Source organism: Paenibacillus sp. J31R120 (assembly GCF_056269225.1).
Genome location: NZ_JBWDNN010000002.1, coordinates 292,590 through 310,414, shown reverse-complemented (window position 1 = coordinate 310,414; position 17,825 = coordinate 292,590). Strand labels below are relative to the sequence as shown.

At 51.9% G+C, this 17,825-nt stretch carries 15 protein-coding genes; 11 read left to right on the top strand and 4 right to left on the bottom strand.

What is annotated here, in order from left to right:
• Positions 1-24 precede the first annotated feature (24 nt).
• Positions 25-834 carry a YheC/YheD family protein gene (locus AC0YNW_RS08010; protein WP_475831494.1) on the bottom strand — a complete coding sequence of 270 codons (810 nt, stop codon included), beginning with the start codon at positions 832-834 and terminating at the stop codon, positions 25-27.
• Between the two features lie 240 nt (positions 835-1,074).
• Between AC0YNW_RS08010 and AC0YNW_RS08005 the strand changes: the two genes are divergently transcribed.
• The 4 genes from AC0YNW_RS08005 (at position 1,075) to AC0YNW_RS07990 (ending at position 5,024) form a co-directional block, all read left to right on the top strand.
• On the top strand, positions 1,075-2,295 hold the full coding sequence (locus AC0YNW_RS08005; RefSeq protein WP_475831493.1) for a phenylacetate--CoA ligase family protein: 1,221 nt from the start codon (positions 1,075-1,077) through the stop codon (positions 2,293-2,295).
• A gap of 18 nt (positions 2,296-2,313) precedes the next feature.
• Positions 2,314-3,288, top strand: coding sequence for a 2,3-diaminopropionate biosynthesis protein SbnA (gene sbnA, locus AC0YNW_RS08000; protein WP_475831492.1), 975 nt, complete (start codon positions 2,314-2,316; stop codon positions 3,286-3,288).
• A gap of 2 nt (positions 3,289-3,290) precedes the next feature.
• Positions 3,291-4,286, top strand: a complete 996-nt coding sequence (locus tag AC0YNW_RS07995; protein ID WP_475831491.1) for a 2,3-diaminopropionate biosynthesis protein SbnB — start codon at positions 3,291-3,293, stop codon at positions 4,284-4,286.
• Between the two features lie 267 nt (positions 4,287-4,553).
• Positions 4,554-5,024: a MarR family winged helix-turn-helix transcriptional regulator gene (locus tag AC0YNW_RS07990; protein ID WP_475831490.1), complete on the top strand. Its 471-nt coding sequence runs from the start codon at positions 4,554-4,556 to the stop codon at positions 5,022-5,024.
• Between the two features lie 798 nt (positions 5,025-5,822).
• Here AC0YNW_RS07990 and AC0YNW_RS07985 read toward each other — a convergent pair.
• Positions 5,823-6,512 carry a class I SAM-dependent methyltransferase gene (locus AC0YNW_RS07985; protein WP_475831489.1) on the bottom strand — a complete coding sequence of 230 codons (690 nt, stop codon included), beginning with the start codon at positions 6,510-6,512 and terminating at the stop codon, positions 5,823-5,825.
• Positions 6,513-6,649: 137 nt separating this feature from the next.
• Here AC0YNW_RS07985 and AC0YNW_RS07980 point away from each other — a divergent pair, with 137 nt between their 5' ends.
• Both AC0YNW_RS07980 and AC0YNW_RS07975 read left to right on the top strand, forming a co-directional pair.
• Positions 6,650-7,279, top strand: coding sequence for a TVP38/TMEM64 family protein (locus tag AC0YNW_RS07980; RefSeq protein ID WP_475831488.1), 630 nt, complete (start codon positions 6,650-6,652; stop codon positions 7,277-7,279).
• A gap of 118 nt (positions 7,280-7,397) precedes the next feature.
• Positions 7,398-8,168, top strand: coding sequence for a peptidylprolyl isomerase (locus AC0YNW_RS07975; protein ID WP_475831487.1), 771 nt, complete (start codon positions 7,398-7,400; stop codon positions 8,166-8,168).
• A gap of 116 nt (positions 8,169-8,284) precedes the next feature.
• Here AC0YNW_RS07975 and AC0YNW_RS07970 read toward each other — a convergent pair whose 3' ends face one another.
• Both AC0YNW_RS07970 and AC0YNW_RS07965 read right to left on the bottom strand, forming a co-directional pair.
• A complete protein-coding gene (locus AC0YNW_RS07970; protein ID WP_475831486.1) occupies positions 8,285-9,922 on the bottom strand; it encodes an AraC family transcriptional regulator in 1,638 nt (545 codons plus the stop codon).
• Entirely contained in the window at positions 9,900-11,687 is a 1,788-nt protein-coding gene (locus AC0YNW_RS07965) for a sensor histidine kinase (protein ID WP_475831485.1), read from the bottom strand. Before AC0YNW_RS07965 ends, AC0YNW_RS07970 begins: the two co-directional genes overlap by 23 nt.
• Positions 11,688-11,893: 206 nt before the next feature.
• On the opposite strand from AC0YNW_RS07965, the gene AC0YNW_RS07960 reads away from it, so the two are divergent.
• The 5 genes from AC0YNW_RS07960 to AC0YNW_RS07940 all read left to right on the top strand — a co-directional run bounded on the left by AC0YNW_RS07960 (position 11,894) and on the right by AC0YNW_RS07940 (position 17,753).
• The gene (locus tag AC0YNW_RS07960; protein ID WP_475831484.1) at positions 11,894-13,318 is read left to right on the top strand and encodes an ABC transporter substrate-binding protein; all 1,425 of its coding nucleotides are present in this window, start codon (positions 11,894-11,896) and stop codon (positions 13,316-13,318) included.
• A 73-nt stretch (positions 13,319-13,391) separates the two neighbouring features.
• Complete coding sequence (locus tag AC0YNW_RS07955; protein WP_387478208.1) at positions 13,392-14,333, top strand: carbohydrate ABC transporter permease; 942 nt, start codon at positions 13,392-13,394, stop codon at positions 14,331-14,333.
• 12 nt (positions 14,334-14,345) lie between these two features.
• Entirely contained in the window at positions 14,346-15,188 is an 843-nt protein-coding gene (locus tag AC0YNW_RS07950; protein ID WP_475831483.1) for a carbohydrate ABC transporter permease, read from the top strand.
• Positions 15,189-15,227: 39 nt separating this feature from the next.
• Positions 15,228-16,166 carry a dihydrodipicolinate synthase family protein gene (locus AC0YNW_RS07945; protein ID WP_475831482.1) on the top strand — a complete coding sequence of 313 codons (939 nt, stop codon included), beginning with the start codon at positions 15,228-15,230 and terminating at the stop codon, positions 16,164-16,166.
• 360 nt (positions 16,167-16,526) lie between these two features.
• Positions 16,527-17,753, top strand: a complete 1,227-nt coding sequence (locus AC0YNW_RS07940; RefSeq protein WP_475831481.1) for a lytic polysaccharide monooxygenase — start codon at positions 16,527-16,529, stop codon at positions 17,751-17,753.
• The last annotated feature ends 72 nt before the right edge of the window (positions 17,754-17,825 follow it).

Sequence of the window (17,825 nt, the reverse complement as noted above, 5' to 3'; positions counted from 1 at the left end):
TGCTGCCCTGTTTTTATTTCGCGGTTATAGTGTGTTTTTCGCCTTGAAGCAATTCAATCTGTAGTGTCTGCCATATTGGCTTCCATAATGGATAATCCGGCGTATCATCGACTGGTCCGGCAAGATGGCGAACGGACAATGATCCGGCGTTGTATTCACTTCCAGAATCCATGGCCTGAACCCATTGTCGATGGCGATATCCAGGCCGATTTCGTTCAGGCGGGGATAGCGGCGATGCAGCCGCTTGACCGTGCTGATGCCGATGTCCTCCAGCCTCTTCTTCAAGCTGTCTAATTGCGACGGGCTCATATGGGCGCTCAGCACCTGCTCCGTGGTCAGGATAGAGCCTCCTTGGCTGCCGTTGGTGACAATCTTCTCCGGATGGGCAATTCTCGCAACAATCCCTGTCATCTCCCACCCGCCTTGCGGAGCGCGCTGTACGACGACGCGCAGGTCAAACCGTCTTCCCTCGTATTTCAACAGATGAACGCCTCTTTGCACAAGATAGCTTTTGCCCAGCGTGTCCCTTTTCAGAGAATGGTAGAGCCCGTCGAAGCTATGGAACGTCTTGTGACTGCCTCCGAGCTGATACCAATACTCTCCCGAGCCAAGCCTTTCGACCCGCATGACTCCCCTGCCCAGCGATCCATATGTCGGCTTCACATAGACCATCTGGTGTGCTTGAAGTAGATTATGCAGCGTCAGCCGGCTGAACTTTCTGGTTGATGGTATATACCCGCGCAGTCCTTCATCCCGCAACATGACATTCGTTTTGGCCCATTTGTCGGATACCCGGTACGGCTTTCCGCTGGCTTTCACTTTAAGCTTAGCCATTGTCCTCAGCCTTGCTCCCTTCACGCCGCCCGCGTGAACGGCGATATTATTTTGTCGTCTCCGTCTCCCGCCTATAGACTTGTATCTCTCCCAATCTCGTTCTATTACTATCATACGAAAATATATAAAAATCGCTTTAGGCCTCTGTCGTCATAGCCGAACCATCGGTACGCTCGCACATATGCTTTAGTAACGGCATAATAGACGATCGCATCAATTTGCTAGGAGGATGACTATACCATGATGGAACAGAAGCTAACCGATCAGCTGCGCCTTATCGCGCGGCTGCATCCTTGGTATGAGCCGCTATTGCGCCAGTCTGGCATCTCTCTTTCAAAAATAGATAGCAGCCCTCCCGCTCTGCCAGAGCTGCCTCTCATAACCGCAGAAGTGCTGGACCGCCATTACTATGCGCAGGCTGAACGAACAGAATCCGGCTTGTCCGTCTATCGGACTTCCGGCACCTCGACCGGCATTCGCAAGTCCATCTACTATTCCCGCGAAGATGATCTTCAATATATTAAGGCCAAGAAAGCTTCCTATCTGAATTGGCTAGGGACTCGCCACGGCATTGCGAGAGCGATGGCGGATCTGGGCACGGGCCATGCCGCCAGCACCGCTATTGCGATCTTTCACGAACTGGGCATAGCGGCGGAGGCTATACCTTTCACTGCCCCTGTAGAGGAGCATGTCGCCAGGCTTACACTGTATCGCCCTCAATTGCTTTACACGATGCCATCGATTCTGGAGGCCATTGCAGATGCGCTTCCTTTTCCCCGCTCCCTTGGCTTGCGCAAAATCATTCTGGTCGGCGAGCTGGCCTCCGCGGAGTGGCAAACGAATATGGCTGGGCGCTTCGGATTGGACCCTGGCGATGTACTGGATACGTACGGCTCGATTGAGATCGGTGCCATCGCCGCATTTTCTCATGAGCTCGGCCGTTATGTCTTATCGGACGATGTCTACGGAGAGTCTTTGTCCGCAGAAGCGCTGGGTTATGAAGCCTTAGGACCTGGCGAAGGCATCCTGGCGCTGACCTCCTTCTCCCGCTCCCTCTTCCCCGCCGTTCGCTACATCACATACGATGTGGTGCGGGGTTTCCGCGCGGAAGTCCATCAGGGTCGCATGATTCATACCTTCGCTTGCATCACGAAGCGCATCGGGCCGGAGTTGAAGCATGGAGAGAAAATCAGCCTGTACGACATTGAGGAGGTCGTGAACAGGCATTTGGAGGATGCCACGTTAAGAGTACAGGTGGAATCCAACAAGCTGAAGCTGTATATCAAAAGCAACCGATTAGACGAGTCTGTCGCGAGCGCCATCCAGCATGATGTCGAGCATAAGATCGGAGATATCGGCATGATGATCCGCAACCGGCTGCTGCAGGGCATTGAAGTCATACACGTAAGCGAGCGGGATCAGCTTCCCGCCGGAGCAGTGAAAGCCAAGAAGCTATATTAATGAAAGGTGCTGCTGACCATGAGGAATAGCTGGTTGGATAAAATCGGGAATACGCCGCTCGTTCCGCTGAGCAGATTGTTCGCCAATACGCGCGGCATACATGTCTTCGGCAAGCTGGAGCTGATGAATCCAAGCGGCAGCGCCAAGGACCGTCCGGCGCTGCGCATCGTGCGCAGCGCATGGAATGAGGGGCGGATCGGTCCCGGCTCCGTCATGATCGAATCAAGCTCCGGCAATATGGCGATCAGCCTTGCCGCTATCTGCTCCATGCTGGGCATCCGGTTCATAAGTGTCATTGACCCGCGTACCGCCTCCGCCAATATTGCCATCATGAGAGCATACGGCGCCGAGGTTTCCTACGTGGATACACCTGATCCGGAGACCGGCGAATTCCTGCCCGCCCGGCTGGAGCGCGTCCGGCAGCTGCGTGAGGCGTTGCCCGGCAGCTTCTGGCCAAACCAATACGCCAATCCGAACAATTATCTGGCACATTACGACGGCACTATGCCCGAGATCGCAGCTTCGCTTGGCAAGATCGATTATGTCGCTGGCGGAGTCAGTACTTGCGGCACCATGCTGGGCTGCGCCAGGTACATCGCCGACCACGGCTTGGCGACCAAAGTAATTGCCGTGGATGCGGCGGGCAGCGTCATCTTCGGCGGGGAGAAAGGGCCGCGCCGCTTCCCCGGACTTGGAGCGGGCATTGTTCCTCCATTCGGCGAGACTCGCTTCATGGATTACGCGGTGAATGTCACGGACCGGGAGATGGCAGCGGGCTGCCGAAGGCTGGCGGAGACGGAGGCCATTCTGGCAGGACCGTCCTCCGGAGCCGTTATCGCTGCGCTCACAGGGATGCTTGACGATATTCCAGAGGGCTCGACCTGCGTCGTGATCCTGCACGACCGCGGAGAACGCTATATGGATACCGTCTTTAACGATGAATGGATGCGCGAGCAATTCGGCTCGTCGATACTTTCGGAGGGAGGCGACTAAGCTTGCTCTACTTAGGCGAAAAGGAACTGCGGGCGATCGGCTTCCGCTGGCGCGAGCTGCTCGGCGTTATTGGAGAAGCCGCCGGGATGATCGATCAGGGCGAATATGCCCAGCCGCTTAAGCCCTATCTGCGCTACGGCAATCCCGACAATCGCATCATCGCGATGCCCGCATATATCGGCGGCGGAATCCATGCCGCCGGCATTAAGTGGATCGCCAGCTTTCCCGGCAACCTCACCGCCGGCCTCCCACGCGCGCATAGCGTCACCGTACTGAATGACGCCGACACCGGCAAGCCTTCCGCCATTCTGAACACGGCGATGGTCAGCGCCGTACGTACAGCGGCTGTGAGCAGTCTAATGCTAGATCGCTGGCTGGCCAGTCGTTCGCCGGAACAGCCGGATCAACGGAATTTGCGAATTGGTATCATAGGATGGGGACCGATCGGGCGCATTCACTTCGAGATGTGCCGATCGCTGTTCGGGAAGCAAATCGATCATATTTATCTGACCGATATTCGAGGTGTGAATATTGAGGATGGACTCGGTCAGGATAGACGAAATGAGGATTATGACCGCGTAACCGTGACGGAGCACTGGCAATCCTGGTACCCGCATTGCAATGTTGTCATCTCTTGTACAGCAGGCTCCGCCCGCTATATTGACACCCCTCCCGCTCCCGGCACATTGCTTCTGAACGTCTCCCTTCGCGACTACCAGCTGGAGGCAATCCGAGCGATCCGTTCCATTGTTGTAGATGATTGGACGGAGGTGTGCAGAGAGAATACTGATATCGAACTGCTTCACCGGCAAGCGGGCTTGCAAGCGGAGGACGTTATGACGCTCGGCGATGTCAGTTTCCGGGACGCGCTGGCCGGGCTGACCGATGAGGAAACGGTACTCTTTTGCCCCATGGGGATGGCCGCCTTCGACGTTGCTATCGCGCATTGGTTCTTTAAGCAAGGGGAGAAGTTTGGCATCGGGACTTGGCTGGATTAAGGTTCGGATACGAGACGTTCTCGTCGCCGCTATACTGAGACTCCACCCCCCCTTTTTTTACGAGACTGGATTATACTTGGACTCTACCTCCTCGTTCCAACGGGACTGGATTATACTTGGACTCTACCTCCTCGTCCAACGGGCTGATTATTCGTTGACAAATGGAGGGCCGTTCGCTACTATTTAATTTAATACAATTTAATTGAATCCATTAAAATAGAGGATATTGGCTGCTCTTTTCGCTGAGCCCATGTTGGAGGCACTCTTATGCAATCGGACCAAACGTTGAAGCTGGATAATCAAATATGCTTTGCGATTTACGCTTGCTCGCGGGAATTAACAAAGCTCTACCGCCCGCTCTTGCAGGAGCTTGGACTGACGTATACTCAATACGTCACCATGCTAGCGCTGTGGGAGCAAGATCAGGTCACGGTCACCGCGCTGGGAGCCAGACTATATCTAGATTCGGGCACGCTGACTCCTTTGCTGAAAAAATTGGAGGCAGCAGGCCTAATCACCCGCACCCGTGACAAAAACGACGAACGCAACGTCGTCATCGCACTCACGGAGCAAGGAAAACTGCTTCGCGAGAAGGCCGTCGACATCCCGGAGAAGCTGCTGTGCCAGCTGGACGCCTCGCCAGAGGAAGGTACCCTCCTGCTTTCACAGATGCAAGAGCTCATGGCTCGCGTTCAACAGCGCGCGAACAACACAGCAAACGGCAAAGGAGACGAGTAAGCTCGTCTCCTTTTTCAATTGCGCTGATTTACCGACCAATTCCCCGCTCAACTACCGACTTACTCCCCACTCGATGGTCACTCTGGCACATTTAAGTCGATTCTAACGACTTGCTACCCACTCGACCGCCACTCAGGCGCATTTAAGTCGATTCTAACGACTTGCTACCCACTCGACCGCCACTCAGACACATTTAAGTCGATTCTAACGACTTGCTACCCACTCGACCGCCACTCAGACGCATTTAAGTCGATTCTACCGACTTGCTACCCACTCGACCGCCACTCAGGAACATGTATCTACTTAGCGATGATACGCACCACTATCTCCTCCATCCGCCGATTCGGCACGTTTAGTTGTGTCACACAACACTATTCCGCTCCATTCGCCGATTCTCCACGTTTAGCTGTGTCACACAACACTATTCCCCGCCATCCACCGATTCTTCACGTTTAGTTGTGCCACATACCACTATTCTCCATCATCCGCCGATTCTGCACGTTTAGTTGTGTCACACAACACTATTCCCCGCCATCCGCTGATTCTGCACGTTTAGTTGTGTCACACATTACTATTACGCCCCATCCGCCGATTCTGTACGATTAGTTGTGCCACGCACCCTATTTCGCTCCACCCGCCAACCAGGACGTTTAGTTGTGTCACACAACACTATTTCGCTCCACCCGCCGCTTCTTCACACATGTAGATGTGCCACGCACCTCTATTCCCCGCTATCCACTAATCCCGAGCGATCAGGCTCCCACTGATGCCCCACTCCACAGCAACTCGCGTCCCGACTCACGGAAATTGCCGCCACCATACGCCGGCGCATTCAGGCAGCGCCGTCAGACGTTCCCGCCGCACGCGCTCAGCCAGCTCCTCCCCGAAGAAAAACGCCGTCAACTCCTCCGCTTGCTCCACGGATTCGAATTGGTAGTCCATACGCAGCCAGCGATGCTGAAAACCGCACTCCCCCTCAAGCGCCCGATAATAATCGAGCAGGAACTCTGGCGGCTGAGGCGTCTCGTACCCCGTTCCCATCGTTTCAAATATAATCGCCGTCCCTCCCGAGCGCAGCACTCTCTCGATCTCGCTCATGACCAGCCTCAGGTTCTCTCTCCACTCTGGCACACCAGACGCGCATAAGTAACAGATGCTCCAGCCCGACACGACCAAGTCGATGCAATTGTCCTCCAGCGGCAAGCGCCGGTGATCAGCAACCGCCGTCCCCCAGTGCTGCATCCCCGATGCCCTCAGACGCTCCCCCGTCAGCTTCAGCATCGCAGCGGATGCATCTGTCGCCAGGATCGACTTCACGTTTGGAGCAAGCGCCAAAGTCAGCCGTCCCGTGCCAGCCCCCATATCCAGCACATCCAACCCCGCAAGCGGCCTAATCTCATTCACAATTTCCATCAACTTGGGCTGCGAAGCAATCAACTGATCGTACCGCTCCGCTTCCCTGCTATAAATCTCATCATGATTCGGCATGTCCAAACCATCCCCCTTGTTACGTGTTTCCCCTACTCTAAACGTTGCCGTTACGAGAAGGTCAAGCCGCTTCCCCAGGGTTATTTCCGATACCAGACATGCTATAATAGGCGGGAGACCAATTCGGAGGTACACTTGTGCGCAAAAAGCTTTTAATGGCGCTAAGCTACATAGCCGTCGCCATTGTTATTTATTTGTACGGGGAGGCGATCCTCTCCTGGTTCCAGCAGACAGAGAATCTGCTTCTGGTCGCCCTGATGGCTACCGTCATGGCGCTTTTCCCCATCATCCCCTATCCTGTCATCGGCGGAGTGATTGGCGCTGCACTTGGACCATCATTGGGCGCCGCCATCACATGGATCGGATCAGCTGCCGCTTCTATTCTGATGTTTCTGTTCGTTCGATACGCCTTTCAGGAATGGGGCGCACGTGCGCTTCACCGATACAAAAGCATCGACAAAGTAACCACGCTATTCGAGCGGAATGCGTTTCTCGCGATTCTGTTCGCCCGGCTGCTGCCTTTCATCCCATCCATCATCATCAATGTGTACGCAGCACTCAGCCGGGTCGGCTTTCTCTCCTATGCCATCGCTTCTTCCATCGGCAAAATCCCGGCCATGCTCCTCTTTGCTATGGTTGGCGACAATCTGATGAGCGACCCGAAGAGCAGCCTGACAACGGTAGCCGTATACGGCATTTTTTTCGTCATTTCCTTGGGCGCGTATCGTCTATGGCAGAAGAAGCGGGCTGCACAAGAGCTTGCATGAGCCTAATGGCAGGTTAGATTTCAGAGCGGTCTCTATGGTAGAATAAGGTCGGTATCCGCCATACAAACAACAACGACATTTATTGTTCTAACGAACCTTATTAGGAGGAATCCCATTTATGCAACGTTTCAGGTTAAAAAGAAGCTTTGGCGCCGCGCTGCTGCTGTGCATCGTATTTGCGCTGATCATGTCAGGCTGCGGGGTCGATCAAGGAAAACCCGCCGACAAGGAGCCGGGCGCGGGCGGCTCAACGCCGACAGAGACAGCTACGCCTTCGCCGTCGCCATCTCCTTCCCCATCGCCTTCGCCTTCTGAGGAGCCGGCCACTGAGCTGGAGCTGCTTGGGCCGGAGAAGCATCCGGTCGTTACGATTGAGATGAGCAACGATGAGATAATCAAAGTCGAGCTGTACCCGGAAGTAGCGCCGAATACCGTCAACAACTTTATTTCGCTGATTGACAAAGGCTACTATGACGGAGTCATCTTCCACCGTGTTATTCCAGGCTTTATGATTCAAGGCGGCGACCCGCAGGGCAACGGCACCGGCGGTCCCGGCTATACGATTAAAGGCGAATTTACGTTTAACGGCTTTACCAATAATCTGACGCATACGAAAGGCGTCATCTCCATGGCACGGACAATGGTTCCAGACTCCGCCGGATCGCAGTTTTTCATCATGACGGAAGACTCTCCGCATCTGGACAATCAATATGCCGCATTCGGCAAAGTGATTGAAGGCATGGAGGCGGTGGACACGATCGTCAATCAGAAGCGAGATGCGGAGGACAAGCCGCTAGAGCCGCTATCGATGAAAAAAGTGACCGTCGACAAGAAGGACATGACCTTCGAGCAGCCTGAGACGATTCCTGTACCATCCTCCAATCCATAACGAACAAAAGCATGTGCGTCGACGCACATGCTTTTTTCATGCAACTATTCAGGCTGCTGCTTGCTCCGGTACTGCTCCGGCATCGCGCATGCAGCGATCTGTCTTTCTACATACACCTACCCTGACTGCATCTTATTCCGGTACTGCTGCGGCGTCTCGCCTGCATACTTCTTGAACGAATAACTGAAATAGTGGGCGTTTTCGTAGCCCAGTTGCTCGGCGATTTCATGCACCTTCATTTTCGTGTTTTTAAGCAGCTTTTTCGCTGCGCTCATCTTCGTTTCGATCATATACTCGTTAATCGTCTCTCCGGTTTCCCGCTTGAATACGGCGCACAAATAGCTGGTCGACATATAGATTTCGTTTGCAATGTCAGCGAGCGAAATATTATCCATGTAGTTCTGATTGACGTATCTCTTAATTTGCTCTACCAGCGCATGGTGCTTTTTATTGTACTTGGCCCCGTAATAGTCAGCAATGCACAGGAGCATGGCGCTGACATGTTTCTTAATATCGGTAAGCGTCTCGTCGCGCATAATCGACTCCATGGAGGCCGAATAATTGGCCGTAACCTCCGCGGACTCCCCTTCGGTCTCGCATATTTCACGGTAAGCGGTAATAATCAGCTCCAGGAATAACCCCCGAATATAATCCTGTGAAAGCTGGGTTGCCTCCGCAAGCAACGCGCCATATTGCTCAATCGCTTGCTTGACCCGCGGCTTATTACCCGTCTTGATCTCGTCCAGCAGCAGCTTTTGCAGGTCCCCAAGCTTGGCGCTTCCTTTCATGTCGTTCAATTTGCCCATGGCGTTCGAATCGGCGATGTCGTTGATATGGATGATCGAACCGTTGCCCGTATAAAACTTGTAGCCGATCGCATTGCATGCGCGGCCATAGGATAAGCTTGTCGCTTCCATGCTGACGCAATGACCAACCCCGATCGAAATCGTAATCCCATCAAATTCGAGCAGCAACTGCTCGATGCTCTCGAAAATTTGAGCCATCCTCAATTCTTGGCAATAGTCTCCGCTCAGGATGATGACAAATTCATTTTCCCGTGCGGTCGTAAAGCAGATGCCTGCCTGATAATTGTCTAACACCTGCTCGATTAAATTTTTGATCGAAAAGTTAAAAAAATGTACCCGTTCAATCCCTTTGTTTTTCACCTTCAAGTCATACTCGTCAATCTCCGCTACCGCCACTACGATATCTTGACCCGCTTGGAACGGCAGACGGAAGTAGTCGAGCCTCTCCTGCAGCTCTTCCTCGCTCCCGATCTGCTCCATAATAAGCTGATTCAAAAACTTGTCTCGCATCAGCGCCATGTTTTCTTCCAGCTGCTGCTCCAGACGCTTCAGGACCTGCTCTCGCTGAAACTCCATTTCGATCGCATCACGCACTTTTTTGAGCACGGCCACAACTTCCTTCAATTGAATCGGCTTTAAAATGTAACCGGCCGCCTGCACGTTCAGCGCGAGTCTGGCATAGTTGAAATCCTGTACGCCGCTAATCAGCACCGTCTTCGTACGCATACCGCTCTCCATCAGTTGATTGGCGACCTCAAGCCCATTGTAAAAGGGCATCTTGATATCCGTCACCAAAATATCCGGCTGCCGCTCCATGCAAAGCTCCAGCGCCTCTTGTCCGTTCTCGGCGAGGCCGACAACCTCCATCCCGAGTTCGCTCCAAGGAATCGTATCGCATAATATTTCTTTGACCAGGTAATCATCATCAGCCAAAATAACCGTTAGCATCGTTATCCCCCATGTTATAGCTGGCCGGAATCGTAATTTCGACGGTGATTCCGTCCGCCGGATTAGGCCTGTAACGAAGGCCATAGTCTTCGCCGAAAGCATGTTGAAGCCGTCGGTGCACATTGGTAATGGCAAAGGATTGCTGCTCAGTATCGTCGGAAGCAAGCAGATGATTAAGCATGTCCGCCTTCTCCTGTGTGCCGGTACCGTTGTCCGAGATGCAGACGATAACTTTATCCGCTTCTTGTTTCGCCGTGATAGCGATTTCAAATTCGCCTGTTTTTTGATGGAAGCCATGAATAATCGAGTTTTCCACCAGCGGCTGAATGACAAGCTTCACCGTCTTCGTCTTCCTCAGCTCGCGCGGCACTTGAATGGAATAATGCAACTTGGGTCCAAGCCGCATCGACTGAATGTCGAGGTAGCTGCTCGTATGGTTCAGCTCCTCTTCAAGCGAAATGATATTCCGTCCTTTACTGAGCGAATAGCGGTAGAAGTTGGCCAAGGAGCCGATCATATCGCTGATAACGGGCGTTTTGTACTTGATCGCATACAAGTTGATCGAATCCAGCGTGTTATATAGAAAATGCGGGTTGATTTGCGCTTGAAGGGCTCGAAGCTGTGCATCTTTAGCTAGCAGCTCGGCTTTTTGTTTTTTTAAATCACTGACGTACAGCTTATCGATCAACTCTTTGATCTGGCCGATCATCCGTTTATATTGCTGAATCAAGTATCCGAATTCATCCTTCTTATGATAAGCGATGTCGATATCGAAATTCTGGCCTCGCACAGCACGCATAGATGTCACCAGCTTCGTAATCGGTCTGGATATATTGCGTGACAGCAGGAATGCGGCCAGCAACGCAGTGGTCATACAGATGATCAGGACCAACATGACCGTTCGGGTCAACTGAAGCTGGTCCGAGTTAATTTCGCTTAACCGCGTCATATTGATAATCTTCCAATCAATGTTGTCCAGCTGTTTGGAGGAAAGAATGACTTTATCGCCCTTCATGTCCACTCTTTTCAAGCCGGTTGCCGCAGGGTCGAGCGAATAAATGAACTGCTCCTCTTCACCCGAATACGAATCGCTGCTCATAATAATTTGATTTTGTTCGTTCAGAATGAAAATCCGGCTTCCGTTGGAGGGCTTGTAGTTGGAGAGCATGCCGTTCAGACTGGATTTTTCCAATTCAATCGTGAGCACAGCCGCATCATCGTACTTATCTGCGATTTGCAAGCTGAACAGCCGTCTTGCGATGATGACAGGCGCATCCCCCGGCTGTCCGTAGACGGACTGGTTATTATTGTCCATCTCCCTGTACCACGGTTCGTTCTCGATAGACTCGATGTCCTGCACTTTGGTAGAAATATCGTATTTGCGGTATTCCGGTCTGTCGATCATATGAATCGTCGGCACAATGGACGAGTTGGGCGATGCGTAGTAATTCGATAGATAATAGCTGTCGAGCGCGCGGTCGAGCTTGATGATCTGCAAGATGTTATCGGACATATTAGTCGTCGGACTTGCGCTGAGCACTTCTTGAATCATCGGATTGAGTGAAATGAGCGTAGTCATTTCATCAATAAAAGCCAGTCTCGTTTGAACGATCAGCCGAGCCGACTCGACGTTTTTCTCAATCAGGTCGTTCATTTTTTTCGTAATAATGCCGGTAGAGCTCATATACACGACGACGGTAATAATAATGGACGGAATTAGTATGGAGGCGAGAAAATACAGTACCAGCCTGTTGCGAATACTCATATGCACGGCGTCCGATTTGGCCCCTTTCGTCGTTGAATCATTCTAATTTCAGTATAGCAACGCTCATTCATGAACGACAAGGAGAAGGGGCAAACTGTGTAATATATCTAACTTTTTCCCTTAAGTTTTTGTATTTTAACCCCGGAGTATTCTTGTTATCATTGCACTTGAAAGCGCTTCAAACACGACATGAGGAGGCAACTAATGTGAACAGTAAGCGATTCCAGCGACGTTCAAGGGCAGGTCTTACGTTTTTGAGTCTTGTTATGCTGATGGGCATCCTGGCAGGCTGCAGCGGGAATGACAACTCGCCAAGCAACTCCGCCAATCCGGACGGTTCGGGCAATACGAAGATGGAGACAGTGCGCGTATGGACCAATGACGCCAGCTATAAGCCGGTTATGGAAGCGGCAATTGACGCTTATAACAAAGGGCAAGGATTGCAGGACGGCATTCACATCGATTACAAAGTGTTCGGCGGAGACTACAACGACGTGCTCAAGGTTGCGCTGGCGGCCAACCAGGCCCCTGAATTGTACAAATTCGTAGGCACCGTCAAAGAGCCGTTCATTAAATCGGGATGGATGCTGCCGATCGATGATTTGCCCGGCGGACCGGAATTTCTGGAGACGTACAAAGATATTCTGATCAACGGTTATACAACGATTAACGGCAAAACGTACAGCGTCCCTTACAAGGTGCTGACCACCAAATTTATTTACAACAAGGAATTGCTGAAGAAATCCGGCTTCGAGCAGCCGCCCCAGACTTGGGACGATGTCGTCGCCTATGCCAAAAAAATTACCGAAGACAATAAAGGCAACGCATATGGCTATGGCGTCCACTTAAAGGATTCGGCAGCATCGGGCAAATGGTACTTTGCTACGCAGTTCGCCAGCTCGATCGGCCATATGGGCTACAACTTCAACGAAGGCAAATTCGCCTTCTCCGATTTCAAGACTAACTTGGAGAAAATTCTGCAAATGAAAGCAGACGGAAGCATTTTCCCAGGCGGTGAAGGAATGGGCAACGACGAGCTAATCGCGCAGTTTGCGGCTGGACGGATAGCGATGCTCCCCGGCGTGAACTGGGATGTGACGTCCATCGATAAGTTCTGGAAAGAGATCGGCACCAGCTTTGAGCTTGGCGTTAGCGATACGCCGGTTCTCGACGCGGCCAATAAATTTAAGAACTATGCGCAAATTGCCGATGTGCTGTCCGTAGGGCCAAGCGCAAGCAAAATGCCGGAGAAAGCCATGAAGGTCTATCAATTGTTCCATGACGACGAAATTTTGAAAGAGATTCAAAACAATGAACTGGAGTTCATCGCGCGCGAGGACATTCAAGCGCAAGCTCCTTCCTCCTTCAAGAAGGCGGGATATGCTGAATTCAGCGACACATCCAACTCTTACTTCACACTGACGCCGCCAGACGGAGGCATTACGGTCGAAGGCCAGCCTTATCAGAATACGCTGATTAATATTATTGCCGGCCCTCCGAACGCGGACATTGCAGCCGTTCTTGCGGATTTGGACAAACGCTACAACACCGCGCTTGAGAAGGCCGTCGCAGACGGTTTGGATATGTCCATCTATATCGATAAGAACTGGGATACGAAAGCGACGAAGTAAAGCAATCGCAGCAACGGCAAAGAGGATGAAGCCATCCTCTTTCGCTTGTTCACAGAAAGGAGGCATCCCAGACATGTCATTTTTCAAACGCAGAAAAGCCTCGACGAAGCATCAAAGCCTGTACCGGAAAGATGCCATTCAATCCTATATCATGCTTGCGCCCATGCTCATCGGGTTTGCGTTATTCACCATCTATCCGATGTTCTGGCTGATTCAATGGTCATGGTTCGATTATGACGGCATGAGCACGCCCAAATTTATCGGATTCGAAAACTACATTCGCGCCTTTACGCGGGATCCGCATTACTGGGCTTCACTAGAGAATACGTTTATTATCGTCATCGCCAAATTTATACTCGAAATTCCGTTAGCCCTTTTTCTGGCGATCGTTCTCAATGGCAACAAAAAAATCAATTCCTTTTTCCGGACGCTGTTCTTCTCTCCTACTATCGTCAGTACGGCTATCGTAGGCATCGTGTTTTTCCTGATGTTCGAGCCTTTCCTCGGCTCCGTCAACCAGTTGCTGAAGGCGTTCGGCATGATCGACACCAATGTCAATTGGTTCGGCAACAAATGGCTGGCCGATCTGGTCATCGTCATTGCCAGCGTGTGGAAGGGCTTCGGCATCAATATGATTTTCTTCATCATGGGACTGCAGAACATCCCTCAAGATATCTATGAATGCGCAGATATCGACGGCGTGGGCAAATGGAGCCGATTCACGAAGGTCACGCTGCCTATGCTGGCATCGACCGGGAAAGTTGTCATGATGCTCTTTATCGTCAACAGCATTAAAATGTCCGACCTCGTCCTCGTCTTGACGAACGGGCAGCCGGGCGGCTCTACCGAGGTCGTCATGTCGTACACGTTCAAGTACTTCTTCTCTTACGGCGCAGCCGATTCTATTAGCCAATACGGCTATTCCTCGGCACTTGCCGTTATAACGGCACTCATTCTTACCGTAATCGTAAGCTTGTATTTGAGACTGACCAGAAACATGGGAAATCATTACTAAGGGGGCCATCAGATGAAGAAGAGACAGCTGCTAGAAGCCATCCCGAAATATATCTTTCTTACCTTGCTCGCCGCCCTGGTCATCTTCCCTATCTTTTATATCTTGGTCAGTTCATTGAAGAATACGGCTAGCATTTTGGCTTCCAGCTCTTTTTTTCCAAAAACATTGTCTTGGGATAATTACGTCCGGGCATGGAATCTATCGAATTTCAAAGTGTATACGTGGAACAGCATCTATATGTGCGCCATTATCGTATTCGGCACAATCGTCACGTCCATTACATCCGGGTATGTGTTTTCACGCGGCAGGTTTATGGGGAAGAAGCCGCTGCTTGCGCTTATTACATTCTCGATGTTCATCTCGGCAGGCAGCCTGTTTCTATTTCCGCAGCTGAATATCGCCAAAGCACTGAATCTCAATAACTCCCTATGGGGCGTCATTATCATTTACATTTTTGGAATCAACGTGACCAATCTGTATTTGGCGAAGGGCTTTATCGACGGCATTCCGAAGGAGATCGACGAGGCGGCCCGGGTAGATGGATGCAGCTTCTTCCGGATCTTCTGGAGCATTATTTTCCCGCTTACGAAGCCGCTCATCGCTACCGTCGGATTGCTCGCATTCATGAACTCGTGGAATGACTATTTGCTCCCGATGGTGTTCACGCTTGGCAATCCGGATAAGCAGCCGCTCGTCGTCGGCATCGTGTCGATGAAGAGCTCAGGCGAGTCCGTCACGTCCTGGGATCTCATGATGGCAGGTACCGTCATGGCGGTCATTCCAATGCTCGTCGTCTTCATTGCATTGAACAAATATTTCGTATCGGGGCTCACCAGCGGCGCCGTTAAAGGCTAACAGAAATATAAAATCCATTAAAGACAGGGGAACATGACAATGACAAAACAGCTAATAACAGGTGTGCTTCCGGCGCTTATTACGCCAATGGACAAGGACGGCAATGTGAAGACAGAATTGGCTCAGCCTCTAATCGATATGTATGTCAAACAACAAGCCGACGGCTTGTATATGCTCGGCTGGACGGGAGAAGGCGAGCATTTGAGCGTTGAGAAGAGAAAGCAATGGGCGGCAGCGGTGCTCGCTGCAGCGAGAGGTAAGCTTCCAGTATTCGTTCATGTAGGCTACAACCAGAACCTGGACGATTCCGTCCTGCTTGCCGCACATGCCGCCGAGCATGGCGCTTACGCAGTAGCCTCTGTCGGCATTTCCGAAGAGGCATCGCTGGAGGATAATGTCGCGTATTTCAAACGTATTGCGGCTGCAGCTCCGAACGTTCCATTCTACATTTACTGGGTGGCGATGGGCAAAACATTAACAGCCGGCAAGGAGATTGACCCGCCGGAGCTGCTTGAAGCATTGTCAGAGGTTCCGACATTCCGCGGCATCAAGTTTACGGACAATAACTTCTACTATCTGGAGCGGTTCAAAAAGCACCGCCCTGACCTTAACATTCTGACCGGCGCGGATCAATTGGCCATCTGCTCGCAATACATGGGCTCCGACGGCAATATCGGAGCGCTGCAAGCCGTTACTTGCTATCATTTTAAGGTCATGATGCAGATGATTAATGAAGGTCGTTACGCCGAGGCACGGGAGCTGCAATATCGCGCCAACGACGTTGTTGAGGCGTATTGCCGCGCAGAAATCGGTTCGATGCCAGGTATCAAGCTGCTGATCGAGCAGATCTTCGGTATCCCGGCTGGCTACTGCTCGCCGACGGGACCGTTCGCCGGCATCTCGCACACCGCCGAAGGCAGCCATGCTGCATCTGAGCTGGTAGAACTGTTTAAAAAGAACATCTTGGTGAAGGAATAATCATCTCAATGCGGCGTTACAACCGTATTAGGGGAGGCTGCCGGCTTATTGCCGACAGCCTTTTTTTGTGCTGGAGAGTAGACAACGTTCATTTCCGTGGTTCTCCCCCCTCCCTTCTGCCGCAAAAAAATAGTCCAATAATACTATTAAATTATTCACCAAACACCACGATAAAACAGCATTAATTTACGAATAATCTAAAATAATCATATATTTTTAACCCTGCATCAGATCATTTTCCCCCATGTATAAAGCATCATTTACCATTAAATCACGCACATGCTATACTCTGACCCGAAGGCGGTATTCCAGTCTCTACCATGCTTTCGACACTCAAACATTTTTTAGGAGGAATCGATCATGAACTTGCAGACCGCACCACGACGCTCGAACGCCGCGTCGACCTTACTCATGGCACTAGGCGCTCTAGCCTTCGCCCTGCTCTTATCAATCATATTATCCGAGAGCGCCTCCGCGCATGGCTACATGGAAACCCCGACCAGCCGCGCCCTGCTCTGCAAAGATAAGCAAAATACGAACTGCGGAGCCGTTCAATATGAACCGCAAAGCTTGGAAGCGATCGGCGGCTTCCCGCAGACAGGACCTGCTGACGGGCAAATTACCGGCGCTGGCATCTTCAAGGAGCTTTACGAGCAAACGAATACCCGCTGGAAAAAAGTCAATATGACAGGCGGCAAGCAGACGTTCACTTGGAAGCTGACTGCCGCTCATGTCTCCGACAACTGGAGATACTATATTACGAAAAAAGACTGGGACCCAAGCAAGCCGCTGACGCGCGCTGACCTTGAGCCGGAGCCTTTCTGCTACATCGATTACAAAGGCGCCAAGCCGCCATTCACCGTCTCCCATGAGTGCAACGTGCCGACAGACCGCAGCGGCTACCACCTCATTCTGGGCGTATGGGAAATCGCGGACACCGTGAACGCGTTCTACCAGGTTATTGACGTTAATCTGACCAACGACGGTTCCACGCCTCAGCCTGAGCCGCCTAGCGCCCCTGGCAAGCTGGAATCCGTCCTGCAAACGGCAAAATCGATTGTACTGAGCTGGCTGCCTTCCTCATCAGAATTGAAAATCCAGAAGTACGACATTTACCGTGACGGCGTGCTTTGCGGATCGACGGCGCACACGACGTTTACCGATGAAGGCTTGCAAGCGGACAAGGCCTACACATACACCGTACGGGCCATTGACGTGAACGGCAAGGCGTCCCCTCTCTCCACACCGCTAACCGTGCGTACGCTTAAGGAAGAGAATGGCGGCGGCAACGAAGGCGGGGAAAACGGCAACAGTCAGCTTCCGCAATGGGATGCCAAAGCCGTCTATCTAAAGGGCAACAAGGTCCAGTACAAGGGACTGGAATATGAAGCGCAATATTGGACGCAGAACAATGCGCCGGATTCATCCGCTGCATGGAAGCTGCTGAGCAATGTTACCGTGGAGTGGAACAGCTCCAAGGCCTATCTGGGCGGAGACCGCGTCACGTATAACGGCGTAACCTACACTGCGCGCTGGTGGACGCTGGGCGACAAGCCGGATCAATCCGATGTATGGCAAAAAGCCTAGTCCAGCCTTTTTTTTCAATTGTAATTGCCCCTCCCCTGCCCTATAATAGGATTAAATAAATCCTATCGGAAA

Coding starts and splice junctions, on each gene's coding strand:
- AC0YNW_RS07955 (WP_387478208.1), top strand. CDS start 13,392: ATGTCATTTTTCAAACGCAGAAAAGCCTCGACGAAGCATCAAAGCCTG.
- AC0YNW_RS08010 (WP_475831494.1), bottom strand. CDS start 834: ATGGCTAAGCTTAAAGTGAAAGCCAGCGGAAAGCCGTACCGGGTATCC.
- AC0YNW_RS07940 (WP_475831481.1), top strand. CDS start 16,527: ATGAACTTGCAGACCGCACCACGACGCTCGAACGCCGCGTCGACCTTA.
- sbnA (WP_475831492.1), top strand. CDS start 2,314: ATGAGGAATAGCTGGTTGGATAAAATCGGGAATACGCCGCTCGTTCCG.
- AC0YNW_RS07985 (WP_475831489.1), bottom strand. CDS start 6,512: ATGCCGAATCATGATGAGATTTATAGCAGGGAAGCGGAGCGGTACGAT.
- AC0YNW_RS08005 (WP_475831493.1), top strand. CDS start 1,075: ATGATGGAACAGAAGCTAACCGATCAGCTGCGCCTTATCGCGCGGCTG.
- AC0YNW_RS07965 (WP_475831485.1), bottom strand. CDS start 11,687: ATGAGTATTCGCAACAGGCTGGTACTGTATTTTCTCGCCTCCATACTA.
- AC0YNW_RS07990 (WP_475831490.1), top strand. CDS start 4,554: ATGCAATCGGACCAAACGTTGAAGCTGGATAATCAAATATGCTTTGCG.
- AC0YNW_RS07975 (WP_475831487.1), top strand. CDS start 7,398: ATGCAACGTTTCAGGTTAAAAAGAAGCTTTGGCGCCGCGCTGCTGCTG.
- AC0YNW_RS07950 (WP_475831483.1), top strand. CDS start 14,346: ATGAAGAAGAGACAGCTGCTAGAAGCCATCCCGAAATATATCTTTCTT.
- AC0YNW_RS07970 (WP_475831486.1), bottom strand. CDS start 9,922: ATGCTAACGGTTATTTTGGCTGATGATGATTACCTGGTCAAAGAAATA.
- AC0YNW_RS07945 (WP_475831482.1), top strand. CDS start 15,228: ATGACAAAACAGCTAATAACAGGTGTGCTTCCGGCGCTTATTACGCCA.